The organism is Nostoc sp. FACHB-152 (genome assembly GCF_014697475.1).
Lineage (GTDB): Bacteria > Cyanobacteriota > Cyanobacteriia > Cyanobacteriales > Nostocaceae > Nostoc_B.
The window spans coordinates 127,627-154,435 of the sequence record NZ_JACJRV010000007.1 but is presented as its reverse complement, the minus strand read 5'-3'; the positions used below and the strand labels follow the sequence as shown (position 1 = coordinate 154,435).

General features: G+C 40.8%; 24 protein-coding genes. 14 read left to right on the top strand and 10 right to left on the bottom strand.

Annotation, left to right across the window (positions count from 1 at the left end; genetic code table 11):
• Positions 1 to 11: 11 nt before the first annotated feature.
• From H6G76_RS09145 to H6G76_RS09135, 3 genes are all read right to left on the bottom strand, one after another.
• A complete protein-coding gene (locus H6G76_RS09145) occupies positions 12 to 1,538 on the bottom strand; it encodes a peptidoglycan-binding protein (protein ID WP_190698704.1) in 1,527 nt (508 codons plus the stop codon).
• A gap of 388 nt (positions 1,539 to 1,926) precedes the next feature.
• Positions 1,927 to 2,397 (bottom strand): SH3 domain-containing protein, encoded by a 471-nt coding sequence (locus H6G76_RS09140; protein ID WP_190698701.1) that lies wholly within the window; start codon positions 2,395 to 2,397, stop codon positions 1,927 to 1,929.
• 137 nt (positions 2,398 to 2,534) lie between these two features.
• Complete coding sequence (locus tag H6G76_RS09135) at positions 2,535 to 4,046, bottom strand: AAA family ATPase (protein ID WP_190698698.1); 1,512 nt, start codon at positions 4,044 to 4,046, stop codon at positions 2,535 to 2,537.
• Between the two features lie 279 nt (positions 4,047 to 4,325).
• On the opposite strand from H6G76_RS09135, the gene def reads away from it, so the two are divergent.
• Together def and H6G76_RS09125 are read left to right on the top strand one after the other, a co-directional pair.
• Positions 4,326 to 4,889 carry a peptide deformylase gene (def, locus tag H6G76_RS09130; protein WP_190698695.1) on the top strand — a complete coding sequence of 188 codons (564 nt, stop codon included), beginning with the start codon at positions 4,326 to 4,328 and terminating at the stop codon, positions 4,887 to 4,889.
• Between the two features lie 10 nt (positions 4,890 to 4,899).
• Positions 4,900 to 5,103 carry a hypothetical protein gene (locus H6G76_RS09125; protein WP_190687843.1) on the top strand — a complete coding sequence of 68 codons (204 nt, stop codon included), beginning with the start codon at positions 4,900 to 4,902 and terminating at the stop codon, positions 5,101 to 5,103.
• A 68-nt stretch (positions 5,104 to 5,171) separates the two neighbouring features.
• Here the strand turns inward: H6G76_RS09125 and H6G76_RS09120 are convergent, their stop codons facing one another.
• Positions 5,172 to 8,717 carry an NB-ARC domain-containing protein gene (locus H6G76_RS09120; RefSeq protein WP_190698694.1) on the bottom strand — a complete coding sequence of 1,182 codons (3,546 nt, stop codon included), beginning with the start codon at positions 8,715 to 8,717 and terminating at the stop codon, positions 5,172 to 5,174.
• Between the two features lie 547 nt (positions 8,718 to 9,264).
• Between H6G76_RS09120 and H6G76_RS09115 the strand changes: the two genes are divergently transcribed.
• The 3 genes from H6G76_RS09115 to H6G76_RS09105 all read left to right on the top strand — a co-directional run bounded on the left by H6G76_RS09115 (position 9,265) and on the right by H6G76_RS09105 (position 10,691).
• Positions 9,265 to 9,504, top strand: coding sequence for a hypothetical protein (locus H6G76_RS09115; protein WP_190698691.1), 240 nt, complete (start codon positions 9,265 to 9,267; stop codon positions 9,502 to 9,504).
• 111 nt (positions 9,505 to 9,615) lie between these two features.
• Entirely contained in the window at positions 9,616 to 9,789 is a 174-nt protein-coding gene (locus tag H6G76_RS09110) for a hypothetical protein (protein WP_190698688.1), read from the top strand.
• Between the two features lie 101 nt (positions 9,790 to 9,890).
• Entirely contained in the window at positions 9,891 to 10,691 is an 801-nt protein-coding gene (locus tag H6G76_RS09105; RefSeq protein ID WP_190698686.1) for a PD-(D/E)XK nuclease family protein, read from the top strand.
• Between the two features lie 209 nt (positions 10,692 to 10,900).
• On the opposite strand, the gene H6G76_RS09100 is transcribed toward H6G76_RS09105, so the two are convergent.
• The 6 genes from H6G76_RS09100 to H6G76_RS09075 all read right to left on the bottom strand — a co-directional run bounded on the left by H6G76_RS09100 (position 10,901) and on the right by H6G76_RS09075 (position 15,852).
• Complete coding sequence (locus H6G76_RS09100) at positions 10,901 to 11,338, bottom strand: secondary thiamine-phosphate synthase enzyme YjbQ (protein WP_190698683.1); 438 nt, start codon at positions 11,336 to 11,338, stop codon at positions 10,901 to 10,903.
• Between the two features lie 57 nt (positions 11,339 to 11,395).
• Entirely contained in the window at positions 11,396 to 12,562 is a 1,167-nt protein-coding gene (locus H6G76_RS09095; RefSeq protein ID WP_190698679.1) for a pyridoxal phosphate-dependent aminotransferase, read from the bottom strand.
• Positions 12,563 to 12,626: 64 nt separating this feature from the next.
• On the bottom strand, positions 12,627 to 12,965 hold the full coding sequence (locus H6G76_RS09090; protein ID WP_190698870.1) for a carbon dioxide-concentrating mechanism protein CcmK: 339 nt from the start codon (positions 12,963 to 12,965) through the stop codon (positions 12,627 to 12,629).
• A gap of 91 nt (positions 12,966 to 13,056) precedes the next feature.
• On the bottom strand, positions 13,057 to 14,439 hold the full coding sequence (locus H6G76_RS09085) for a cytochrome P450 (RefSeq protein ID WP_190698677.1): 1,383 nt from the start codon (positions 14,437 to 14,439) through the stop codon (positions 13,057 to 13,059).
• Positions 14,440 to 14,784: 345 nt separating this feature from the next.
• Positions 14,785 to 15,348 carry an exonuclease domain-containing protein gene (locus H6G76_RS09080; protein ID WP_397333657.1) on the bottom strand — a complete coding sequence of 188 codons (564 nt, stop codon included), beginning with the start codon at positions 15,346 to 15,348 and terminating at the stop codon, positions 14,785 to 14,787.
• Between the two features lie 57 nt (positions 15,349 to 15,405).
• Positions 15,406 to 15,852: a hypothetical protein gene (locus H6G76_RS09075; RefSeq protein ID WP_190698672.1), complete on the bottom strand. Its 447-nt coding sequence runs from the start codon at positions 15,850 to 15,852 to the stop codon at positions 15,406 to 15,408.
• Between the two features lie 283 nt (positions 15,853 to 16,135).
• Between H6G76_RS09075 and petN the strand changes: the two genes are divergently transcribed.
• The 9 genes from petN to H6G76_RS09030 all read left to right on the top strand — a co-directional run bounded on the left by petN (position 16,136) and on the right by H6G76_RS09030 (position 26,738).
• Positions 16,136 to 16,225 (top strand): cytochrome b6-f complex subunit PetN, encoded by a 90-nt coding sequence (petN, locus tag H6G76_RS09070; RefSeq protein WP_083468698.1) that lies wholly within the window; start codon positions 16,136 to 16,138, stop codon positions 16,223 to 16,225.
• A gap of 7 nt (positions 16,226 to 16,232) precedes the next feature.
• A complete protein-coding gene (locus tag H6G76_RS09065) occupies positions 16,233 to 16,406 on the top strand; it encodes a hypothetical protein (protein WP_190698669.1) in 174 nt (57 codons plus the stop codon).
• Positions 16,407 to 16,609: 203 nt separating this feature from the next.
• A complete protein-coding gene (locus tag H6G76_RS09060; protein WP_190698666.1) occupies positions 16,610 to 19,729 on the top strand; it encodes a GAF domain-containing protein in 3,120 nt (1,039 codons plus the stop codon).
• Positions 19,730 to 20,287: 558 nt separating this feature from the next.
• Entirely contained in the window at positions 20,288 to 21,211 is a 924-nt protein-coding gene (locus H6G76_RS09055) for an energy-coupling factor ABC transporter permease (protein ID WP_190698655.1), read from the top strand.
• Positions 21,204 to 21,872, top strand: a complete 669-nt coding sequence (locus tag H6G76_RS09050) for an energy-coupling factor transporter transmembrane protein EcfT (RefSeq protein ID WP_190698653.1) — start codon at positions 21,204 to 21,206, stop codon at positions 21,870 to 21,872. The genes H6G76_RS09055 and H6G76_RS09050 overlap by 8 nt, the downstream gene beginning before the upstream one ends.
• Before the next feature lie 31 nt (positions 21,873 to 21,903).
• The gene (locus H6G76_RS09045) at positions 21,904 to 22,668 is read left to right on the top strand and encodes an energy-coupling factor ABC transporter ATP-binding protein (protein ID WP_190698651.1); all 765 of its coding nucleotides are present in this window, start codon (positions 21,904 to 21,906) and stop codon (positions 22,666 to 22,668) included.
• Positions 22,669 to 22,864: 196 nt separating this feature from the next.
• Entirely contained in the window at positions 22,865 to 23,338 is a 474-nt protein-coding gene (locus H6G76_RS09040; protein ID WP_190698868.1) for a hypothetical protein, read from the top strand.
• Between the two features lie 191 nt (positions 23,339 to 23,529).
• A complete protein-coding gene (locus tag H6G76_RS09035) occupies positions 23,530 to 25,434 on the top strand; it encodes an iron uptake porin (RefSeq protein ID WP_190698650.1) in 1,905 nt (634 codons plus the stop codon).
• Between the two features lie 164 nt (positions 25,435 to 25,598).
• On the top strand, positions 25,599 to 26,738 hold the full coding sequence (locus tag H6G76_RS09030; RefSeq protein ID WP_190698641.1) for a hypothetical protein: 1,140 nt from the start codon (positions 25,599 to 25,601) through the stop codon (positions 26,736 to 26,738).
• The last annotated feature ends 71 nt before the right edge of the window (positions 26,739 to 26,809 follow it).

Sequence of the window (26,809 nt, the reverse complement as noted above, 5' to 3'; positions counted from 1 at the left end):
GACGAATGACACTAAATAGACTGTACCCTTGCATTTAACCCCTTGGAACGCAACATCTTGGTGAGGTTTTCGGCGACGGAGCGATCGCTAAATGCCCCTGCATTCACATAATTTCCTGACATGGAGACATCAGAGAAAGCATTGGGTACATAGCGACGCACTCTGTCGAGGGTATCGATATTTTGCATTGGTACTGCGGCTACATAATAGCGATTGCTCACCGGACGAATTGCAGTGACAGAATTATCGAAACCTAAAGCTTGCCAAGTTTGCCCATCTACTCTACCAGTGGGGTTGATGCGATACTCTTTTTGGAATAGTGATACAGCATTTCTCGTGTAGTCGCCAAAAACACCATCTACAGTGCGCTTGTAATAACCTAATTCTGATAGTCGCTGTTGAACTGTCCTGACATTCTCTCCTTTTGCACCTGTAGAGAGAACTGTCCTGGTGGGTTGATTTTGATTAGAATATTTTGCTGTCCAAACTTTACGTACTGCGGTTACAAGTTGGCTATCGACCACGCCATCAGCAGTTAGCCCATTATCTCGCTGAAACTGCACAATCGCATCCCGCGTCAGAGTGCCAGTAGTACCCGTGACATTGCCATTGTAGTATCCCAAATCTAAGAGAAGTTGTTGCACATCTCTAACTTGTTGAGATGAAGTATTAGTATTAGGTCTGTCTGGAACTTGGGCAGTATTCAAGAGTGCATCCCAAGTTTGGGAATTAGCAACCCCAGTTCCAGGTATGCCCGCTTTGCGCTGAAATGCAGCCACAGCATTTTTGGTAACGTTTCCAAAATACCCAGTAGGATTTTGCTTGAAGTAGCCTAAATCCCGCAGACGTTGTTGCAACCTGGTGACTGCTGGGTCGCGGCTACCTTCAGCCAAAACTGGATATTCACCACCTACATTCAAGTTACTTTGTAGTGCTTGGGCAGTTCTACTGTCAACAATTCCATTAGCAGGTATTCTCGAAGCTTGTTGAAACCGGATAACGGCTTGGCGTGTCTGGGAGCCAAAATAACCAGTTCTTGGCCCATTAAAATAGCCTAACTGACGCAAATTTTGTTGTAGTTGAGCTACAGCTTGTCCTCTACTACCTTCGCGCAATTGCCCATTGGTATTTGGGCTAGGGGTTCCACTTTGACAGGATTGTTGCAGAGCTTGGCGAGTATTATTACCAACTACTCCATCAACAGCCAGCCCCTTAGCTTGTTGGAAACGAGTTACTGCCCTCTGGGTTAAATTAGCAAATGTACCTGTTACAGGGCCATTAAAATAACCTAAATTTTTTAAGCACCGTTGAATAAATGTTACTTCTGTACCACGAGTACCTACTTGCTGGAGTGCTATCGCTTGGTTAGCTACATTCAAAAGTGCGATCGCTAGTGTAACAGATAAAAGACGCATGGCTGCTACACTAGACAGCTTAGGCCATTCCAAAAATTTCAATTCCAATTTGATAGGAACAACCTCGATGTTTTCAGCTACCTCGTAGGCAGAGGCAATATGAAGATAACCAATGGCTTCCATAATTTTTAACTCAGTTTTTGGTGATGACAGTTCCCTGATTTAGGCAGGAGTAAATAAGTTTTCAGACTTATCTTTTAACTAGTGATAGAGGAAGTAATAAGTATTTACATCACTAAGGGCAAATAGTTTTCTGGCTATGTGCAAGAATTTTTGCTCGTAATTAACGATGAGTAAAGATAAATTAGAACTTTTATTACACCTAAGTTTAATAATAAATGAATATATAAAAATATACCACTTTTACTCAGTGTTGATAGTGGCTGTTATGGAGATTTTAAGTATTTTTTAGATTTAGGGTAAATAACCCCATATTTTAGGCTCAGATCCCCGACTTGTTTGAGAAGTCGGGGATCTTTTTGTTTACGTAATTTTATTTTTACTTCCGACTTTAGTTGGTACGTTCGATATTACCGATTTTTACCCAGCCTTCTTGTTTGCTACCTTCGAGACGAATTTTGACCCAAGTTTTATCTGGGTTTTCTTCTAAAACGATAATCTTTTGATTAAAAGTTACTCCACCGACCTTTTCAGAACTCTGATTTGGCTCTGCACGTAAACTTAAACCTTCAGACCAAGTAACACGTCCTTGATAAGCTCCGGGTGGCAATTCATCGGGAGTTGGGGTTTCGCTAGGAGTTGGAGTTGGGGAGGATTCTGGCGTAGGCTCAGAAGTGGATTCAGCTTTGGCTTCTTTAGTAGTTTCTTTTTTATACGCGGGGTTATCGTTAACAAATGTTGGCTTGGCTGGGGGTATAGCAGTTCGATTCACGAAATAAAGTGCTACTGTCAAACCTGTACCTAACAACACAGCGATCGCTAGCACAAAACCTAGTATTAACTTTAGTAAACCAGAAAGCATAGTTAAATTAGATAGTCAATAGTCAATAGTCAATGGTCAACGTTCAATGGTCAATAGTCAAGTGTGAAGGATGAAAGGTAACAGGCAATAGGGAGATATGTTACCTGTTCCCTTTACTCTAATGCTGTTGAAATGCTTTAGCGTAGCTTGCCAAAGGCATCACTCAAGGGGCTGTGTTTTGAGGCTAGACGCGCTCTCCCAGCGGCCGCCCAGTCTTGCAGTTTTTGAATTTGCTCGACAGCCGTTCTCGCTAAGGGGATGATTTGACTGGCGGCTTCTAAAATATCATCGGTATTGAAATCGCGGTTTTGGCTAAAGCCAATGTGCATGGCTTCAATGAGTGTTTGTTCTATCTCTGCCCCAGAAAAATCGGGTGTTTCATAAGCTAATCTGTCAATGTCATAGCTTTTCAAATTATGCGAGCGTAATCGGGATAAATGAACGTTAAAAATGGCTTTTCTTTCTTCTTGACTAGGTAAACCGACAAAGAAAATTTCATCAAACCGCCCTTTTCGCAACATTTCTGGCGGTAGGGCTTGGATGTCGTTAGCTGTAGCTACAACAAATACAGGTGAGGTTTTTTCGGCTAACCAAGTGATAAAAGTCCCAAACACCCGGCTGGTTGTGCCTGCATCGCCTTTGCTACCCAGCCCGGAAAAGGCTTTGTCTATTTCATCAATCCACAATATACAGGGTGCAAGGGCCTCTGCTACCTGAATCATTTGACGTGTGCGTGATTCTGATTCACCCACCAAACCGCCAAATAACCGCCCTACATCTAAGCGTAACAAAGGTAAATGCCAGTGATGAGCGATCGCTTTGGCTGTTAACGATTTCCCCGTTCCTTGAATACCTACCAACAATAAGCCACGGGGATGGGGTAAGCCATACTGACGCGCTTTGTCTGTAAATGAACCACCACGCCGTAATAGCCAATCTTTGAGGTTATCTAATCCACCGATGTCAGAAATCTGCTCCGTTGCGGGATAAAAATCGAGGATTTGAGTTTGGCGGATAGTTTGGCGTTTTTCTTGCAAAACTAAATCTACATCTTCTGGTTGCAATTCGCCGTGAGTAGCAATTGCTCTCGCCAAAACTCTCCGAATGCGTTCCATAGACAGCCCTTGACAAGAACGCACCAAGTCATCTAAAACCTTCCCAGAAAGTGAGTTACCAGTGGCTTGAAGTAAGCGTTCGATCTCGGTTTTAATTTCCGGTGCGGCGGGTAAGGGAAACTCGACAACTGTTAAAACTTCGGTTAAATCATCAGGAATGGCGATGCGGGGGGATAACAGAACAATATTTTTCGGTTGTGACTTCAGGAGTCGGGCAAAATTGCGGAGTTTGCGGGCGATCGCTACATCCTCTAAAAAACGGTGGTAGTCTCGTAAAATTAATACTGCGGGGGCTGAGGCTGGTAATTTTTCTAAAAATTCCAAAGCTTGTAAAGGATTGCGTCGCCCAAAACCTGCATCATTGGGGTTCCCTTGGTAGCCATCGACAAAATCCCAAGTATAAACAGGGCGATTACCTTGATTAGCTGCTTCTTCCCGGATGGCTGCTTCTACCCGTTCCTCTTCATAGGTGGGAATATAAATTAAAGGGTAACGGGCGCGTAGCAGCAATTTAAACTCGTCACGGAAGTTCATATCTAGCTGTTAGTTGTGAGTTGCTCTTGATGGCAATGTACAACTTTCTATAACCAATCAGCTATAAGTTCCGCCAAGCTGTTGATTTTTGATTACGTAAAATTAATTTTAGAGTTTTTAAACGCAGAGGAGTGCTGAGGTCAGAGCAAAGGTAAGCAAAGGTTTGCTAATTCATACAATTCATTGATGAGGGCGTTTCAGAGTAAAAATATGAGTTTTAACTGGGATTGATAGAATTGAGATAGTTGGAATTTGCACAATTGAGCCATCGAAAAAATCATGCCCTCCGAAATTGCTGTTGAGAAAAAAAAGTTAAAAAATCCGCCGTTGAAGTTGCACTATCTGGGCGATCGCGCGTTGCGTCAACCTGCAAAACGCATTACAAAAATTGATGACGAACTGCGTCAGCTGGTACGCGAAATGTTGCAAACTATGTACAGCAGTGATGGCATTGGTTTGGCTGCGCCCCAGGTAGGAATTAATAAACAATTAATCGTTATCGACTGCGAACCAGATAATCCCGCAAATCCACCACTGGTATTAATTAATCCTGTAATTAAGCAAGTAAGCAAAGAGATTTGCGTCGCTCAAGAAGGATGTTTGAGTATTCCCAACGTTTACATGGATGTAAAGCGTCCAGAAGTAGTGGAAGTTGCTTATAAAGATGAATATGGTCGTCCCAAGACATTAAAAGCTGACGACCTCCTCGGACGCTGTATTCAACACGAGATGGATCACCTCAACGGTGTAGTCTTTGTAGACCGGGTAGAGAATTCCTTGACTTTGGCACAGGAGTTATCTAAAAATGGCTTCTCGTATCAAGCAGTGAAACCAGTAGCATAGGGGACTAGTAGTGTATTTAACTCCAAAAAGCGGGTTGTTTCTAGCTGGGTCTTGCATAACAGCGATCGCCGCCGTCGGTTCGGTGTTTGAACTCAGTTATGGACAACCAGATTTAGGCTTCCAAACTACTGCAATTATCTTGGGATTAAGTATTCCTCTGACAGGATTATTTTTTATTGCCGCAGTGAGGGACGCAAGGGCTAACATTAAATAAGCATCAGGTACATAAAAAGGTAAAAGGATGAAATCAAATCAAACTTCACCCTTTTACCTTTTATTTTTCTACTTTTCTACGGCACCTAAAGCTTTTAATGTCTCTTTTTGGGCTGATGTTAGCCCCGTAACACCAGTAATATTCATCCCTTCATAGGGTTTTTTAGCCTTGAGTGTTAATTGGCACTCTTGTGTTTCAAGATCCCAAATCCTGATAGTTTCATCTTGACTACCACTAGCCAAGGTTAAACCATCTGGACTAAATGCGACTGACCACACCCAGTCACCATGTCCAAATAATATTGTTAAATCTTCACCAGTTAAGACATCCCACAACCTCACAGTTTGGTCATCACCACTACTAGCTAGTAATGTACCATCGGGACTGAAAGCAACTGACCTCACCCAACTAGTATGACCTAGCAGTGTGTAATGACACTTACCAGTAGCAACATCCCATAATTTTACTGTTTGGTCTTCACTACCACTTGCCAGTAATTTACTATCAGGACTGAAAGCAACTGACCTCACCCAACTAGTATGACCTAGCATGGTGTAATGACACTCACCAGTAGCAACATCCCATAATTTTACTGTTTGGTCTTCACTACCACTTGCCAGTAATTTACCATCGAGACTAAACGCGATCGCCTGTACCCGGTTGCTATGTCCTGTCAACGTCTTGAGACATTCACCAGTTTTTTGAGCCCACAATTTTATAGTTTGGTCATCACTGCTGCTGGCTAAAATATTGGCATTAGGATGAAAAGCCACTGACTGCACCCAACTAGTATGTTCTTGCAAGGTTTTGAGACATTCACCAGTGAGAACATTCCAAATGTTTACTGTTTTATCTTCACTACCACTAGCTAGGAAGTTACCATCAGGGCTAAAAGCAACTGACCTCACCCAACTGCTATGACCATGCAGGGTTCTGAGGCATTCACCAACTTGAACATCCCACAATGTTACAGTTTTGTCATTACTCGTACTTGCAAGTAGCTTACCATCAGGGCTAAAAGCAACTGATCTCACCCAATTAATATATCCTTGCAAAGTTTTTAAACAATTACCATCGCTCACATTCCAAAGTTTTACTGTTTGGTCTTCACTACCACTGGCTAGTAATTTTCCATCGCCACTAAAAGCCACCGACCTGACCCAATTAGTATGACCAGATAGGGTTTTCCGACAATTACCATCGCTAACATTCCAGAGTTTTACGGTTTTGTCTTCACTACCACTGGCTAGTAACTTACCATCGGGACTGAAGGCTACTGACCATACCCAATTGGTATGACCAAACAGGGTCTTACAGCACTTACCATCACTAACATTCCAGAGTTTTACGGTTTGATCTTCACTACCACTAGCTACTAACTTGCCATCAGGACTGAAAGCTACTGACCACACTGGACGGATGTGTGCTTGCAAGGTGTTAAGACATTTACCGTTGTGAACATTCCATAACTTCACTGTTTGGTCGTCACTACCACTCACCAAAGTTTGATTATCGGGACTGAAAGCCACTGACCATACCCAACTCTCATGACCTTGCAAGGTATTAAGGCATTTACTGTGATGAATATTCCATAGCTTGACTGTTTGGTCGTCGCTACCACTGGCTAGTAATTTTCCATTATGACTAAAGGCCACCGACCTAACACGGCTAGTATGTTCTTGTAAAATAGCAATACATTTACCAGTTTGAACGTCCCATAATCTCACTGTTTGGTCATCACTGGCACTTGCTAGTAACTTACCATCATTACTAAAGGCAACTGACCTAACCCATTTAGTATGACCACTACAAGAAAAAAGTGGCTGACCATTGCCAACTTGTAGAAATTTAATTTGATTGTTGGCATCACCAATAGCACAAAGTTTTCCATCGGGACTTAAAGCAACTGACAAAATCGGCCATAATGTTTGTGTAAAAACTGATTTAGATAAGTCCGCATAAGCAAAGTTAACTTTGTGTAGGTTTACACCTTGTAAATAGGCTTGCCAAACTGCTAACTCAGAAAAATCATAGCCACTTAAATTGATTTGTAATTGATGCAGAAGATTTAATATATTTCCGCCTGCATATCCCGGTTGAATAGAAAAGTTATCCTTAAGATTGTCGAGAATTTGCCTCAATTTAGATTCCAGATTCCTGGATATTCTAAAAATATTAATTAATCTATCTTTAATGGGTTTGATAATCAGCCGAAGTTGAATATCTCTGACATAATCTTTAGCTGTAGCTTCCATTAAAGGATGGCTCATAAATAAAGAAATATCGCCTGTAGTAATTTCTTGACAAACCTGCTCGATTAATCTGTCGATGACGTATTCCATCACTACAGGTTGTAGGGTGAATAAAGCTACACTTTTTTCAATGAGCGATCGCCTGCGTAAAGATTCGAGTGCCTCTAATAATTCTCGTTTGGTCAACGGGCGTACAATATCATTGACCAAATCTTCTAAAGAAACTAATTCTCGCTTGATTGCCAACCAATAAATAATTTCTTTTTCTAGCTCTGTGGTGCGCTCAAATTGCTGCTCTAATAAATCCCGCGTATCACCAAAAATAATTTCTCCTTCTTTAAGAAAAGCTTGAATATCACCACCAAATAATTCTCTAATTGTCTCAGAAACGAGTTTTAAAGCTAACGGATTACCAGAATAATTTCCTACTAATGTTGCCCAGTCTTGTGGTGAGCCAAATATACTTTTATCTTTAAGAATTTCTTGACCTTCGGCTTCTCCCAAACCTGTTAAAGATAATGTTCTAACTGGTGAAGCATCGCCTTCTAATGGTGCAAATTCTCGCGGTTTTTCTCTAGAAGTTAGTACTAAACAGCTTTGATGTATTTCTTCCCCTACCCGTTTTAGTAAGTGACCATATCCTGTATAGTCATCTCTATATTGTCCAGCACTCAGTTCTTTGCCGGAATCTTTGCTGACACCTGCTTGTAAAATTGTCTCGGCGTTGTCTAATATCAAAAGACAACGGCGATCGCGCAAATAATGTATTAGTAGACTTATCCTATTGTCTAGGCTTTCTGGTAAATCTGTTTCTTGCTCATCGGATAAAAATCGAATCAAATTTGCCAACATTTCGTTGACTGGGGGAGCATTGCGAAGACTCCGCCAAATTAAATATTCAAAATCAGTCTGTACTTCTAATGCCAACTTTACAGATAAGGAAGTTTTACCAATTCCTCCCATACCCAAAATTGCTACCAGTTGGCATTTATCTTTAACAAGCCACTGGGTTAGCTGGGAAAGTTCTCCAGTCCGTCCGTAAAAAAAGCAGATTCCTGGTGCTTCTCCCCAATCTCGTTTTTGCTCGGAAACTCTTTCGGTAGTCAGGGAAGAGGCTTGATAATCGCTGATAATCACTTGTTGTAACTTAGTGAGCTTACCAGGGCCAGCACCACTCACTTCAAATTTTTTGTAAACCTCACTTAATCTTTTACGAACAGCTTCAGCACTAATACCTATTTCTTTGGCGATCGCATTTGGTGATTTGCCCTCAACTGCATATAAAAACACCTCTTGCTCTCTGATAGACAAGCTCCGTTTTTGGGCTAATGCCAAAAGAACCTGCTCAGGAATCTCACTCATACACACTCTCAGATTAACTTCAAACCAATGTTACCTCACATAGTGAGGAATAGTCTGTAAAAACCCACGCTTCATCTATTTTTATGTATGCCTTTGTGCATAATTTTATCAGAATTACCTTGACTACCTCACTAAGTTACTTTATAGTGAGTTTAAATCAGTTGAAAGTAACTTAAGTCACTTTAGCCACTGCTTGTCAAGAAACTTAGTGAGTAAGAGGTGAAGACAAAGGCTAAAAGCATCAACTTAAAAGTTTGTAACTTTTGTAAAGACCATTTAGGTATTAATGCGCGTAGTGTGCGTTATCTGTCATCACGCGCATTGAGCATCTAAAGAAAGGATTTCTCAAATACCCTGCAATTTTTCGAGGAGTTTCATCTTCATCATCACAAATATTTGAATAATTCAACAACGGTTGTTGGCATTGATTGGTAGGACTATTGCGTGCCTTGACTGGTTGGGAGCCAAGCTTTAAGCATTTGCTCCTTCTTTAGAGTTATCGCGGGTACGCTTATGCCCTAGAACTCTCAAAATTAGGACAAAAATCATGAAAACTAATCTCAAAAACGAGCGAATTCTGCTTTTTAAGTTGGTATGCCAAGGATTAAAGTATTTACTTTGGTTTTCACTTGGTTTAGCAGTGGCATTGGTAATCTCTCACGTTTTTGGTACAGCCTCAATTACACAATTTTTACTCTGGCCAAGTTTATGGCTATGGTTCTTGAGGTCAGTAGCCTTCTTGTTATGTCTGCTGATGATTGCAATGATTCTTGAGTCGTGGCGTTAATTTTTTGTCAACTTAATTAAGGTTGCAATCCCTAGTTAACAAGACAAACTTAGTTAATTGCCTTTGGCTAACTGTTACTTAGCCAAAGGCATATCAATAGGAGATGATGTTATGTCAAACAACGAATCTCATAAATACACACTATCGCCAATTTTGGTGATTTTAGTGGCTGGGTCAATTTCTTTAGCAATTGTTAACAAAGAAAATCATCCAGCATATTTTGATCTTGTGAAAATAGCTATGGTTTACAGTTTTGGTTCTCACAAGCCTAAAGACAAACAGTAAACAGGCTATGTAGCAGATGTTCACATCCCCGACTTCTTGAAGAAGTCGGGGATCTAACTTTTCAGAATTACTATGACTGCGATCGCTTCTACAATAAAAGAATGCTATCAACACCTACTTACTTACTTAGGCTATCTCAAGGACAACTTAATTTATTAGAACGTTGTCCGCGTCAGTTTCAGCATACTTATTTAGAACAACTTAATTCTCCCGCCAATCCCGAACACGAGGAAAAGCAAACTTTAGGTAGTCGCTTTCACCTGCTAATGCAGCAGCGAGAAATGGGTTTACCTATTAATAGTCTCTTGCAAGCAGATGCTAAACTTCAAAGTTGGATATCTGCTTTTGCGAATGCAGCCCCAGAAATTATCACACCTGCAACAGATAACCAAACCTTTCGAGAAAGCGAACACTATCGCACCCTACAAGTTCAAGACTATTTGCTAACGGTTATTTACGATTTATTAATTGCCGATCATCAGCAAGCACAAATTTTAGACTGGAAAACCTATCCTAAACCACCAGATAAACGCAATTTAGCACGAAACTGGCAAACACTTCTTTATATGTATGTCTTAGCTGAGACTAGTGAATACTTGCCAGAAAATATTTCGATGGCATATTGGTTTGTGCAAACAGAAGGTAGACCACAAAATATTAAATTTACTTATAGTAATAGACAGCACCAACAGACAGCAAAAAAACTTAACCAACTGTTAAATAATCTCACAACTTGGCTAGAACTCTACCAACAAGGTCAGCCATTTCCGCAAGTAGTCGAGAGTAGTAAAGCTTGCGATCGCTGCCAGTTTGCGATTCGATGTCAGCGCACACAAGCTACTGATGAAAGTACAAAAGGTTCATTACCAAATATTGATAGTATTCAAGAAATTTCCCTTTAAATAACAATGTTGTATTTACATAGTTTTTGATGGCATTATAAATGCGTAAATTTAGTATATCTTTAATTAAAATCACCGTGGCTTCAGCACAGTGAGGCTTCAACAAAAATACAGCAGATTGCAGGTAAATAAACTACGAATTTTAAGAACACAGCCATATACTAGAAGACTTATAACCCTATTGCCTATTGCCTATTGCCTGCTGTAAATTACTCTCCAGAGATTTGTACAGATACAGTTCGTTTACGCGGCCCGTCTAATTCAAAAAACAATACAGATTGCCAAGTACCTAAAGCCAACTTCCCATCCACAATTGGAATTACTTCACTTGTACTTAGCATCATTGCTAACAAATGAGAATGTGCATTCATCGGTTCATCTTCAGGTACATCTCTTAAATGTAGGTCATTGTGTAAGTAGCGGTCTGATTCAGGAGCTAATTTTTGCAGAAATACTTTAATATCTTCTAATAATCTCACTTCATACTCGTTAATTGCCAAAGCTGTTGTTGTATGACGAGAAAAAACTAAAGCTTGACCGTTTTTAATTGATGTTGTGGCAATTAAATCGTTTATTTGTGGCGTGATGTTGTAAATATTAATTTTTGGTTCAGTGGGGATTTCAATTAAGTGATGAATAGTGGGCATTTGCTCTATTTTGGCTCTTAATATTTAACCGCAGATGAACGCGGATATCATCTGTGGCTATATTATTATTTTTTGCAATCCTTTTACTAATCTTTCAATACCGGCTTTTGCTTTATCTTTGTTTAGCGCACCATAAGCAACCCGCAGATAGCAACCTCTTTCCATCCCAAAGGTTGTACCGGGAATCACTGCAACTTTGTGTTCTTGAATTAGTTGTTTAACTAACTCAAAAGTATCCATTTGAGTATGCACTTTCAGGAAGCAATAAAAAGCACCGTCAGCAGGGACAACAGTACACAAATTTTGCAGAGAGTTGAGAGAGTCTAAAACTAAATCGCGTACTTTGGCAATTTCTCCTATATTTTCCTGCAAATACTCATTTTTGGCTTGTAAAGCACCTAAAGCTGCATACTGAGAAACCACAGGCGGACAAATCAAAATCGTATCTTGAACTTTTTTGACAGCGATAAGTAAGTGTTTGGGAATTACCATGTAACCAATACGCCAACTAGCAAAACCATAGGCTTTAGAAAGACTAAAAAGCGAAATTGTATGATTGTTACTGCCAGAAAATGCACCGGGTGAAATATGTTTGACACCGTTATAAGTGAAGTATTCATAGGCTTCATCGCTGATATGGTAGATATTGCGATCGCTACAAATTTGATTTACCTGGCGCAAAGCGGCTTCTGAATAGACAACTCCCGTCGGATTATTCGGCGAAATTGTGACAACTGCACGTGTTTTGGGCGTAATTGCTGCGGCTATAGCTTCTGGACGCAACTGGTAATTTTCATCAGTCTCCACCAACACCACACGACAACCCGCCATTGTAGTTGCCATTTCGTGATTGAAATAGTAAGGCGTGTTGAGGATAATTTCGTCACCAGGAGAAGTAATCGCTAATATGGCATTCATAAAAGCCATATTGCTTCCGGCTGTCACAACAATGCAGTTATCATCTTTAATTTCAATTTTGTTGAAGCTTGACAACTTTGCTGTCAGTGCCGTTAATAAAAGGGGAATTCCCTCTACTGCTTTGTAAAGATTATTTGTCGGTTCAGCTAGGAACTTCGGCAAAATTTCTACCGCTTCTGGCGGTGGACTATAAGAAACCACACCCTGTCCTAGAGAAATCGTTCCCGGAGAGTTTTGAATCAGTTCCCCAACCACAGGAATTATCGGTGACTGCACCGCCTGCATCCGCGAGATGAATTTAGTCATTTGTCAATAGTCATTTGTTATTTGTCAACAGCCAGAAGGCTAAAACTTTACACTTCATCCTTGCTTACGCAGATAAAGGAGGCGGAAAACGGATATCTGCATGGAATTGTGCTACATCGCTGCTGCGATAAATCGGTAATACATATTCTAAATTTTCATGGGGACGAGGAATAATGTGATGAGAAAGTAACTCACCACCATTGACTCGTAAGACTGCTTTTAAACCTACTGCTACAGCCACATTTACTTCGCCTACTTCTCCGCGAATTAGGACTGTGATTCGTCCTAAATCAGTATTTTCATAGCCGACAAGCATAACACGACTAGCTTTGCACATAGCGTCTGCTACTTCTATAGCTGTGGGAACGCCATAAATTTCGATCATGCCTAATGCCAGTGTCATGCTGCTAATAGAATTCGCAATTGTGGTTGTAAGACAGTAATACCATTTTCCTGCATTAATGTAGAGACGTAGCAATGCTACGTCTCTACAATTAGGCATTTGCCAAACTAACTGGAGATTGTTGAGGCGCACGTTTTCCTGTCATTACCATTTGAACACCACGCGCTGGTGCTAAAGTAATACCTCGTCGGTGAGGTAATTCTGCTTGACTATCAGCTAGTGTAAGTTGATATTTTGACAAGATTGTTGCTAATACTAGCTTCATTTCCAATATAGCTAGAGCTTCACCTAAACAACGGCGCACCCCACCACCAAACGGCATAAATTCATAGTTAGAAAATTGGCGTTCTAGGAAGCGTTCTGGCTTAAACTGCTTTGGTTGAGGATATAAATCTTCACGCTGATGGACTAAATACATACAGCCACATACTGACATACCAGGTTCTAGAGTATATCCCATCAATTCAACTGGTTGTTGGGCTACTCTACCAAAGGTCAACATACCTACGGGATAAATCCGCAAAGTCTCATTACAAAAAGCTGTTACATAAGGTAGGCGGAAAATACTCATGGGATCTGGGGAATCACCAAGGCTATCTAGTTCCTGAAGTAGCTTTTGCTTAACTGTGGGCAGATGGTGCGCCCAATAGAGTCCCCAGGCCATTGCTGTTGCTGTAGTTTCATGGCCAGCAAACAATAAAGTCATCAATTCATCACGCAATTCTTCATCTGTCATGGGATTACCAGCTTCATCCCGTGCTGACATGAGTAGCGAGAGGATATCAATCCGATTTGGATCGTCTTGCTCTCGACGTTCGGCTATTTCTGTATAAATTAATTTATCTATTTCCTGCCTATCCCGCACAAATTTACCCCAAGGACTCCATACGCCTAAATCTTGCTGTAAAAACGGGAAAAACAGAAAGCTCGAACTTAAAGGGGATTTAAACACATCTAACATCAACGTCAGCAAACGCTTTAGCCTTTCACAACGCTCTCCTTCATAAATGCCGAAAACTGCCTGGAGGATAACTTGCAAGGAAATCTCTTGCATAGCACTCCGAGCAGAGAATGGTTGATTTTTTGGTAATTCATTGAAGACTTTTTCCGCCAGATTAATAATTAACTGACCGTAGGCTCGCATTCGGTCTCCATGAAAGGAAGGCATAACCAACTGGCGACGTTGTTTGTGGCGATCGCCTTCTAGCATAACAATAGAATAATTGCCCAGTAAGGGTTGTAAAATTCTATTTTCCTTTCCCAGCGCGGCAAATTTTTTTCTATCATTAGTTAAAAGCTCTTGAATCGCCTGCGGATGATTCACAAAAACGAGCGGATGCTGAGAACCCAACACTTGAGTCGTGAAAAGGTCAGGATATTGCTTGGCAGCATTTTCCATGAATCCTATAGGATTAACAACCCACTGTAATCTTTGGATAAAAGCAGGACTTTGGAGAAGATTGGGTAATTGCATTTATCGTTTAATTTGCAAATTTGTTTTACAACAGGTTAAATATTTCCCTTAATATGCAGTGTAACTTTTTTTAATGATTTTATTCAAAGCAAAATCCTCAAGAATTATACCTTTTTGCCAACAATTGGGAATTCAACATCAAATTGTAAATAGTATATAGCAATCCTAAATCATTCATGAGAAATTTAGAAGTAATTGGGCGATTAGAAATCGCCAAGTCTGAATAAAATATGACTTTTTGTTTTGATGTCAAATCTATGTGTTTTCTCATAAATCAAATAGGATTGCTATATAATTTTTCAATATATTATTTAATCTATAATTATCCTCTGGCTGATAACTTCATCAGATAGCTTTTTGAGTTTTTATCTTTCGGTAAATAGCAGCAATATTACGAGCATCATCTATACCTCGATGATGTGTGCCTTGCAGTTCTAAACCTAACATATCTAACGCTTGGCTCATACCAAACCTTTTAGATAAGCCTAGATAATCAGAAAACTCCTGTTTAATATTTATATGTTCTGAAGCAAATGGATAAGGCACATGATGAAAGTTACAATCTTGTAAAAATTGCTTTTTATCGTAGTTACCCCACGAACAAAAAATATAATTAGGAAATAAATCTATCCATGCTTTGAATTGAGTTATAGCTTCTAGAAATTTTGGTGCTTGGTCAACATCTGGCTGCTGAATAGTAGTTAATTCAGTGCAGAAAGCAGTTAGTTGTGGATGTCTGACTGGTTGGATAAATTGCTGAAACTGGGAATCAATTTCCCAGGTTTTTCGATTCAGCATCACTGCACCTATTTCAATGATTTCCATTTCATGGCTAGGAATACTACCATCATTAGAGCAAGTCGCCTCTAAATCGACTATCAGATAATAATGGGATGTTGGCATATCCATATAAATTTTGTTGGGTTAAAATACTTTCATTGTAGTATACATAATACAGTGAAATGATTAAGCCGAAGGAAAAGCTTTAACCCAGCCGATGCGGATAGCAGCATCAAGTACGATCGCAGCTACAACAAACCACAACACACTCTCAAGTGCCAGCACTACAAAAGACCAACTCCAGCCAGCATCTATCTGTGCTAACCCCCGCACCAAGCCAAAAGCCAAAACCCCGCCAGCTTTTAGTTGTGGGTTTGTGTCTTGGCGGATGATATAGCGGTAAGTGACACCAAATAGTAAACCAGAAAAACCAGCGATCGCCCAACTTACTAACCAGTGCAAATTAACTGTAAATTGCAGACTTGTGAGTATATCAAAATACTTTACCAGCACGAGAGAATTGCACAAATTAGTCAGCAAACAAGCAACACCCAGCGATAAACCGCCGATAATTGCTGCCTTGAGAGACTCTAGCCGTTCAGCCATCAACTGTGTATCTGAAATTCCATTCATTTTAAAATGGGGAGTGGGAAGAAGAGGATTGAAGAGGGGGAACAGTGAAAGAAGGGGAGAAGAAACCTTTACACTTGACCCTTGTGCCAAAGCGAAGCCCATCCCATTTCACTCTATAAATGATACAAATAATTTCTCCTTTGCCCCTCTGCTCCCCTGCGGTCTATTTGTATCAAACTTAAAGTGAAACAGTATTAGGCTTCAGACTTCACACTTCAGACTTCACCGTTCCCGGTATGATAAATATTAGAAACCTTTCGTAATTAATTGCAAAGTTAAGACTATGGGAATTTTGACATTGGGATGGGTATCACTCTTAGTTGTGTTTACTTGGTCAATTGCAATGGTAGTTTGGGGACGTAACGGACTGTAGATTAATCGTGGAAAGTCCATTTCTAAGTATTTTGGCTTTACTTGCGCTGGTGCTGTTATTAGCAGTAACCGGTGGTGTTGGCTACTTGACGGTGGCAGAGTGGCGCGATCGCCGTCTTCGAGAAGCCGAAAAACGCGAACAGCGACGCACACCACCCAAAACATCATCCAAAAAGCGGTAAGACGCGCAGTTAAATTATGTTGATGCAGGGATGCGATCGCTAATGTCGCATCCCTGCAATATTTTATCTAGATTTTAAATATTGCTTTCCCTGCGAACAGCATAAGTAAAGTTGAAATAAAGCGTCCTCACAGCGTGTTACCTTTTCCTTCGGTGAGGGAATTCTAAGGTAGAAGACTTTCGTTATTTAAAGTCCGCCTGGGCATGGAAAACTCCTTTAGTGTAAAATCTATGCAACTGAATTCTCAGCAATCCGAATATCAGCCAGACATTACATTCTGCCCGGATCAGAGTGAAAAACAAAAAGCCTTGTCTGGTGTGATTGCCCGTATTCGAGAGTCACTAGATATAGACACCATCTTTAAAATTACAGTCACAGAAGTCAGACAGTTGCTGAAAACTGATCGTGTGGGTGTGTTTCGTTTTAATCCTGAGTTGGAATGGTCAGGGGAAATTATCTACGAAGATGTAGGCTTAGGATGGGTTTCGGCACTAGCAGCCAAACTACACGATCACTGCTTTGCTGCCGAATATGCTGTTAAATATCAGCAAGGCCGAATTCATGCAATAGCCGACATATATCAAGCTGGTGCTAGTGATTGTTACATCCAGCTTTTAGAAAAATTTCAAATACGGGCTAACATCGCGGCTCCCCTGATGAAAGGTAAAGAGTTATGGGGATTGTTATGTATTCATCAATGTAGTAACTCTCGACAATGGGAAGAATCGGAAATTGAGTTTGTCCAACTCATCGCGGCCCATCTGGGAGTTGCCTTACAACAAGCTGATTACCTTGAAAAAGTAAAAATACAATCGGAACAACTAGCACAAGCAAAAGCTAGAGCAAAAGCAGCTGAATGGCAAAAAACCATCGCCATCACAGTCGAAAAAATTCGCCAATCTTTAGATTTAGAAAGTATATTCCGCACTACCACTGTAGAAATTCGCCAGTTGTTAAATACAGATCGCGTCGCTATTTATCGTTTCAATCCCGATTGGAGTGGTGAATTTGTCTTTGAATCAGTAGCAGAGGGTTGGATTTCTCTGATTAACGAACAGTCGCAGCAACCGGAATTAAAAGATAATGTCAGCGAGTGTAGCGTTAAAGAATTAGCCCAAACCCCAGTGATGGATACTTACTTACAAGATACTGAGGGTGGACGCTTCACCAGAGGTGAAGTATACCGCATTTGTCATGATGTTTATGACTATGGTTTTACTAATTGCTACCTCAAAGTTTTAGAAAGCTATCAGGCCAGAGCTTACGTGATTATTGCCATTTACCACGGTCAAAAGCTCTGGGGGTTATTGGCAGTATATCAAAACAGTGGCAGCCGCGATTGGCAAGAAGATGAAGTCTACTTACTCACCCAAGTTAGTACTCAACTAGGTGTAGCTTTACAACAAGCAGAATTTTTACAGCAAATGCAGCTTCAAGCAGCAGAAATTAGCAAAGCTGCTGAACGCCAAAGGGCGTTAGCAAATACCGTTGAAAAAATCCGTCAATCGCTAGATATTGACGCTATTTTTAAAACCACTACCCAAGAAGTTAGGCGACTTTTACAGGTAGAGCGAGTAGCAATTTATCGCTTTTACCCTGACTGGAGTGGTGAATTTGTTGCTGATTCGATTGTCGATGGTTGGACTCCAATTGTAAAACCCCAGCCTGTTACAGAACGCGTGTTGCTACAAGAAACACAAGCTGGCAAATATCCCCGCCATGAAGTGTTTGTACCAATTTCCCAAGGTGAAAAGCTGTGGGGGTTGTTGGTAGCTTATCAAAACTCTCATCCCCGTTATTGGCAAGATGAAGAAATCAACTTACTAGCTCAAGTAGGGATACAGCTAGGAGTAGCATTACAGCAAGCAGAAACATTGAAACAAGTGCAATTGCAAGCTGAACAACTAGCTAAAGCGGCTGAACGAGAACGAAAAGCTACAGAAAGAGAAAAAGCATTAGCTGTAACAGTCGAGAAAATCCGCCAATCTCTTGACTTAAACACAATTTTTGTCACCAGTACAAGAGAAGTCCAGCGACTATTAGAAGTGGATCAGGTGACAATCTATCGTTTCCGCCCTGATTGGAGTGGTGAATTTGTGGCTGAGTCTGTAGCCCCTGGTTGGGACTCAGTACGCAAACTTTTGAGTGTAATTGCTAATGACTACCTACAAGAAACCCAAGGAGGAGACCTTGCTAAAGGAAAAATTCTTGTAGTTAGAGATATTTATAAAAATCAAGATGCTCATCAATACATTTCTTTGAGCCAGTTGATGGAAGCTCGCTCATATATGATTGTGCCAATTTTTCAGAGCGATAAACTGTGGGGTTTATTAGCTGCATATCACAACACAGTAGCGCGTGACTGGCAAGAAGATGAAGTAGATTTGTTAGTACAAATTGGTAATCAGTTAGGAGTAGGACTCCAACAAGCAGAATTACTCGAACAAACTCAACGGCAAAAGGAAGAACTTAGACAAACTCTCAAAGAATTGCGACAAACTCAAAGCCAGTTAATTCAAAGTGAAAAAATGGCTGGTTTAGGACAACTAGTGGCCGGCATAGCTCACGAAATTAATAATCCTATTAGTTTTATTTTCGGCAATATCACTTATTTGTCTGAGTACGTAGACAATATCCTAAAATTGCTACAAACGTATCAAAAATATTATCCCAAACCAAGAGCAGAAATTCGAGAACAATCAGCAAAACTGGACATAGACTTTATTGCTCAGGATTTGCCCAAAATGCTGAATTCTATGACGATGGGAGCAGACCGAATTTCTGAATTAGTTTTGTCATTACGCACCTTCGCACGGCTAGATGAAGCAGAAATGAAACCTGTTGATCTACATGAAGGTATTGAGAGTACTTTGTTAATTCTGAAACATCAGTTACAAGCAGATAGAAATTCTTCAGCTATTGAAGTAATTAAGGAATATGGTAATTTACCGCGAGTCACTTGCTATGCCGCCCAGATGAATCAGGTATTTATGAATATCATCAACAATGCTATTGATACGCTGAAAGACTTAATGGCTCATGGCACAATGACTGACAAGCCAAAAATTTGGATTCGCACAAAAGTTACACAAGGAAATACTATTCAAATTCGCATAGCGGATAATGGTCGTGGTATTCCAGAAGAATTGCGATCGCACATTTTTGAACCATTTTTTACCACCAAAGAACCAGGGCAAGGCACTGGTTTAGGGCTATCCATCAGTTACCAAATTGTTGTAGAGAAGCATCGTGGCAAACTCAACTTTGTTTCTCAACCCGGACAAGGCTGTGAATTTTGCCTAGAAATTCCTGTCCATCATTAGTTAGATAGCAATCCTAGTTGATTTGTGAAAATGAAAAGGCTCAGATACCCTACTTCTTTGATAAGTCGGGTATGTTGTTGTTCACAAATGATTTAGGATTGCTATATCTAAAGGCAGTAGGCAGTAGAGAGCAAAACAATATCTTTTTTGAATTCCTCTGTATTTATATCTTATTTAGATAGCAAATTGCTGTACTTACTTCTGCCTCCTACTCTCTAAATGACAAGTGCTGAGTCAAAATACTAGCCCCTAGCCTCTAGCCCTAGTCCCTCTTTCATCGCTTAAATATCAGCATTTATTAATTACATAATTTTCTGAAGTTCTGAAGATTTAGCTTAATTTAAATATTAAATTCTAAATAAAGTTAACAAAATCTTAAACGTAGTAAATAACAAAAATAATTAACGTAAATTTGCTTGTCAATCTTCCTTAAGGAATAGGAAAAATCCCCTACCAGGGCATTGTAAAAAGCCAGAAAATTTTGTTTTTTATTAATATAAATACAGTAGTTATATTGATTTAATTGTGTGAGTAGACACATTGAAAACGGGGCAGATCATGCATATTCCTGATGGATTTGTTTCTGGGCCAGTAGTAGGGGCGACGAGTTTGGTAAGTGCGATCGCACTAGTGATTGCTTCTGGGCGATCGCAAGCAGCTTTAGGTACGCGGCGCGCGCCTGTATTGGGCTTAACTACTGCTTTTATTTTTGCTGCCCAGATGATCAATTTTCCGGTTGCAGGAGGAACTAGCGGTCACTTGTTGGGGGGAACCTTAGCCGCGATCGTTTTAGGTAGCCCTTGGGCGGGGATGTTGTCTATTGCCACGGTTTTGATTATTCAAGCTGTACTATTTGCCGATGGTGGTATTACCGCCTTGGGAGCAAATATTTTAAACATGGCCGTAATTGGTGTTTGGGTAGGCTGGATTTTAACTCAAACTTTGCACCGATTGCTTGGTGGTTCCAAAAGGCGTTTACCTTTAGCGGCGGGGATAGGGGCTGGCATAAGTGTCGTGGTAGCTGCCATAGCTTGTGCTATTGAATTAGGCCTTTCTGGAACTGCACCCATAGCCATAGCATTACCAGCGATGACTGGCGTGCATATTTTGATTGGTATTGGCGAAGGATTAATCACTGGTGGTGTTTTAGCTTATCTCATCGCCGCACGACCAGATTTGTTACCAGGAGAGCAAGCGGAATTTAAAGGATGGTTGGTTCCGGTAGTTAGTATCTTTTTAATTGCCGGTGTGCTGTCACTTTTTGCCTCAGCATGGCCTGACGGTTTGGAAAGGGTGGCTGAAAATTTAGGCTTTATTCACTTAGCTGACAACATACGTGTAAATATACCGACACCCTTTGCTGACTACGGTATTAAAGGCCTAGGGACAATAGGCACCAGTATCGCAGGACTTTTGGGTGCTGCGGTTTGCTTTGCAATTGCCTTTGGGATTGCCAAGGTAGTGAAACCAAATAATGCTTAAATTTGCTTTACCGTTACGTTTACATCTGTCCCTAGTGATTGTGGTGGGGGCAGCTTTATTGAAATATCATGCTTGGCCCTGGTTGGGTGTGTATGGTGCGATCGCACTGTTATGGGCAAGTATGTTACGTGTACCAATACGCCGTATGGCAGGATTAGTCGGTACAGAGTTGATTTTTCTTTCGCTATTAGCATTGCCCTTGGGATGGGAGAGAGCCAGCTTTTTGTTGTTGCGTTCTCTGGTATGCCTGATTGCAATGAATAGTTTTTTGTTAACCCTACCGCCGCACAGTTTTGGTATTGCCCTCAAAAGTTTACCTGTACCAGCTGCTATCAAAGAAAACTTGCTGTTAGCTGGGCAATATATGGAGATTTTGGTAGACGAGGTGACACAAATGATCCGTAGCGCGCAACTACGAGGTCTAACTGGTACTTCGGGATGGCTACGCTACGCCAGTGCAGCCATGATTGGCAGTTTATACCTGCGTAGTCTAGATAGAGCCGAGAGAGTTTATGCCGCAATGGTAACTCGTGGTTATCAAGGACAATTGCCAGTCGATGCGTCATTCAGACCACAAGAGCGTTTTGCGTTGTTAATAACTTGGGCGATAGCTATTTGTTTAACCCTAAGTTCCCACCTTCCCGGTGCTGTTACCAGATAACAGAAATGTTGTGAATATTGAGTTGTAAATTTTGAAATCTTTAACTTCTAATCCTGGAACTTCCACTTATCACCCCAACGCTGCCGTCGTTGAGGTACAGAACTTAGTTTATGCTTATCCTAATCAAGAGTCAGTATTGCACAATATTTCCTTTAGTTTAAATAGAGGCGATCGCGTGGCTTTAATGGGCGCGACTGGTTCTGGTAAAAGTACCTTACTGGAAAACTTGGTCGGGTTAAAACAACCGCAAACCGGGAAAATTTTGATTAATGGTATCCCCGTAGAACCGAGAAATTTACCCCAAGTACGTCGTTACATCGGTTTTAGCTTTCAAGATGCCAACGATCAACTCTTCATGCCTACCATCCTCGAAGATATTACCTTTGGGCCGCGTAATTACGGCGTACCAAAAGCTACTGCTATTGATAAAGCAAGGCAGTTATTAGCAGATTTTGGTCTAGAAGCCTATGCAAATCGTTCTGCCCACGAGCTTTCCGGAGGGCAACGAAGACTAGCAGCCCTCGCATCGATTTTAGCTTTAGAACCAACAATTCTAATTTTAGATGAGCCAACTAATGGTCTTGATCCGGCATGGCGGCGACACTTAGCCCAAGTGTTGTTAAAGTTGCCAGTGCAGGTAATGTTAATAGCTTCACACGAACTACATTGGCTAGGAAAAGTAACTCAACGCGCTTTGGTACTTTCCGGTGGTCGGATTCATATAGATAGCCAGATTCAACCACTGTTGCAAAATGGCGAGGCTTTAGAACAATTGGGTTTGCCAGTAGATTGGTAAATGGACTGGGTGTACAGGGTGTATGGTGAGGATTTTCTCTCATACCCCTACACCCCATGAAATTTCGCCATTCCCCCAAATGTAGAGACGTAGCAATGCTACGTTTCTACTACCAATAAAATTCCTGCAATAATTTCTATAATTTAGGGAATTATGTAGTTACTATTGTTTGAATTTTATTGCTGGTAGGGTATTAATATCTGTGTGGTGTAAATATACTTTTATTGCTCCTGTTAGTCTAAGTATTGCTTTATTAGTTACTGGTTGTGAAAATAAAATCTCTCAGTGTCAGCGTTTAATTCAAGTTGTCAATGAAGGCAATGCGCTGATTGATCAAAATAAAGGTAAACAAGCAATCACTAGCTTGCAACTATCTAAAGATTTAAAAGCTATCAACACCTCTTTAGATGAATTGAAGTTAGCCGACCCCAAACTTCAAGAATATAAAAGTCGTTTTCAAAAGGTTTTTGATAGCATCAGCCAAGCGATCGCCAAGGCAGGTAACGCTTTAGCCGTTGCTAAATCAGCCGAACCCTCGCCATCTGGTAGGGAAAAACTGCAAAAGGCCAGAAACGAAATCGATACCGCCTTAACCGCAGTTGCAAAAACTACTGGCAAGCAATCAGATACATTAATCCGAGAAATGGATAAATACTGTAGTCAGCCTTAAATGAAGTATGAAGTGTGAAGTCTAAAGTCTGAAATGTGTAGAAATAGGGTGTGTTGTCGCCAAGCGCAACACCCCATCTAAGACGATGTTTTCACACTTCAGACTTTTTATAACTTTTTATACAAAAATATCCTGAATAACACTAACAAGCTTCGTTTAAAGAAATGTTAGTGTTTGTTAACTCATATACCATGACTGACATAAGCCTACTGATGTTAGGCGTATTGACATCTGGGCAAACATCGCCGCCCAATAATTTACCAGAACAGCCTGTAATTCCGCCAGAACAAATATCACCGCAGCAAACACAGGAAAAGTTTTCGCAAATTTATCCAGTTGCTGAAACCATCTCGCCGGAATTCATGCCTCTTGATAGCACTTCCCCAGTTACTGCCGCACCTGCAAATTATAAGTATCAAAATCTACTAAAAAAAATTCGGACAAATATTAGTTCTGCTTCACTTGATGCTGAACCTTCTGTGCCGCTATCAGCTACAACTCACGCACCAGAAACCACATCAGAACTTTCTCCATCTCCCTACTTGCCAATTGCCCCAGAATCTCCCGCCGCACCAGAATTCTCTGCATCTGATGAGCAGATGTCTCAAGTGACATCTGTTTCGCAACTAGATGACGTACAACCCACGGACTGGGCTTTTAGTGCATTACAGTCTTTAATTGAACGCTACGGCTGTATTGCCGGAAATGCAAATGGCATTTATCTGGGAAATCAAAGTGTAACGCGTTATGAATTTGCTCATAGTTTAAATCTTTGCTTAAACCAAATTCAGGAATTAATTAATAATCAGGCTAATACTATTAGTCGGGAAGATTTAAGCAAAATACAAAGTTTACAAACTGAATTTTATTCAGAATTACAGGAATTACAGCAGCGTCTAGATGTTGTAGAAAACAAAACTAATGAATTGGAAAAGCATCAGTTTTCTACAACAACCAGATTATTTGGTCAAGCTATTTCCAGTATTCAAGGCACAAATACCACGAATGTTGATTTGTTTCCCAGAGACGGCGTGCCAGAACGTCAAGGTAAGACAAATCTAACTTTCACCAATAGTGTGCAATTAACTTTAGCAACTTCCTTTACAGGGAAAGATTTATTAATTACAGGGCTATCAGCCGGAAATTTAGGTTCTAACGCCTCATCGGTTTTTAATAACATGGGGCGATTAAGTTTTGAATCAAACACAGATAATAATGTAGTAATTAATGATTTGTCTTATCGATTTTTAGTCTCCGATAACTTGGGAGTTGTCGTTGGTACAGCAGGTGTAAATCCAGCAACTACCTTTCGTGGTATTAATCCCTTAGAGGGTTCTGGCGATGGGGCAATTTCGCAGTTTGGTCAGCGTAATCCAATTTTGAATATTGGTAATGGTACTGGCGGTATAGGTTTTGACTGGGAAATTAGCGATCGCATCAGCTTCCAAGGAGTTTATAGTGCTGAAATTCCCAGTTTTCCCGGCAATAGCAATGCTGGCGGCTTATTTGGTGGCAGATATACCGCAGGCGCACAACTGACTTTTGCACCTACAGATGATATCGATGTTGGCATACATTACATATATTCCCACTCTCCGAATGATTTACTCGGCACTGGTATTGGTGACGCTCAATTAATTTCACCTTTCGCACCTACTACAGCTTTTAATACCCACGCTGTCGGTGCTACTGTGGCATGGCGCGTTAACGAGAACTTGCAATTAGGCGGTTGGGGTGGTTTTACTTATTCCAAGCCAGTCAATCTTTCTGGTAGCGTCGAAACAACTAACTGGATGGTATTTGCTGCATTGCCAAATTTGGGCGGTAATGGCAATTTAGGCGGCGTTCTCGTCGGACAACCACCCAAAATTACTTCTAGTAACTTACCCGATGGCTATAATTTCCCTAACTTTTCTGATGGGGGAAAAGTTGGCGGTCGTACTGATACATCATTACATCTAGAACTTTTTTATCGTACCCAGCTAAATAAAAATCTTTCTCTCACACCGGGTTTATTAGTTATTTTTAATTCCGATCACAACGCTGCTAATGACACTCTGATAGTTGGCGCATTGAGAGCGACTTTCCGGTTTTAATTCCGTATTCATGTAAATGTAAATACAAGGGTTGAAACCCTTACCCCGTGTTCCTTACTCCTAACTATCAGCAACTTTAAGTAAGCAGATTTTAAACTTTTTTCTCACGCTGTAGGACTCCTACGCGTGTGGTTTTTCATGCTTAATTAAGGAGCAAATTTTTTATGCAATTAAAGCCATCAGTAACAAAGTTAAGCTGTGCAGTTTTGGGTAGTAGCGGGTTAGCAGCAGCTTTCCTCGGCTTTGGGGCAACTAATGCTTCGGCTCAACTAATTATTCAAAGCACTGGTACATTATCAGGAACACTGCAACTTCCTAGTTTTAATCCTAATTTTAATAACAGAGTGACTCGCATTGATACTGATTCCCAAGGTGTGTATCAACGCAATATAGGTTATAGGAACAAGCCAAATTATGTACCAGTCTATCAGTCAAATTATGTCAAGGTAGAAACTCGTACAGATGGTAGCTTGCGTTACTTTGTTGACTTTAAAGGCATCCCAGTGATTTCTTTTAATGGTATTTTGAATTCACCTGCACTGTCTGGTGGTCAATTACAAGCCTTTACATATCAAGGCAAAATCCCCAACACTTCTTTTCAAGGTGTAGTGCAAGATGAATTTGGGTTAACCAGAGCTTTTTACACTGGTGTTGTAACTGACCCGAAAACTGGTCAGCAATATCAAGGTACTTTTCAACTGAATGGACAAGGGCCAAGATACAGCGATCGCAACGGTGGTGAAAGTCCAACGGTATTTGATTATAGATCTGATATTCCAGGCAAACCAAGTGTCACCACTTATCAGATGAAAAATACTCCTTTAGTGAGGTTGACAATTACCGTACCTGCAAACGCCACCCCCATCACTCCCAGCAATAACAATAACTCAACTCCTACTACGCCTGTAGTCACTACTAATCCGACTCCTACACCAGTTCCCAGTACGCCAGTTACAGCATCCGTAGATAGTGGTGCGATCGCAACTACTCCCACACCAGTTCCCAGTACGCCAGTAACAGCATCAGTAAATAGTGGTGCGATCGCCACTACTCCTACACAACCTAATAGTGGTAGTACATTTAATCAAGTTCTTGCTAACACTAGTCAATCTAATCATCCGTCGCCCTCGACCGATTCTAATATGGAGTTTAGTAGTGGGCATTCCCTCACCACTAATGCCCTAAATTTAGAAGTTTCTGCCGTCGCTGCCAACATTTGCCATCAAAATTCTTTTAATTGTCGCCCACAAGTTACTGCTGCTAAACAAGCAATTGGCCCCCGCAGTCGAGTGCTGATACGCTAGTACCGCAAGGCGGAAGTAAAAAGTCAAAAGTATTATGGAATAAGCTGTTCAGGACTTTTCAATGGTTTGCT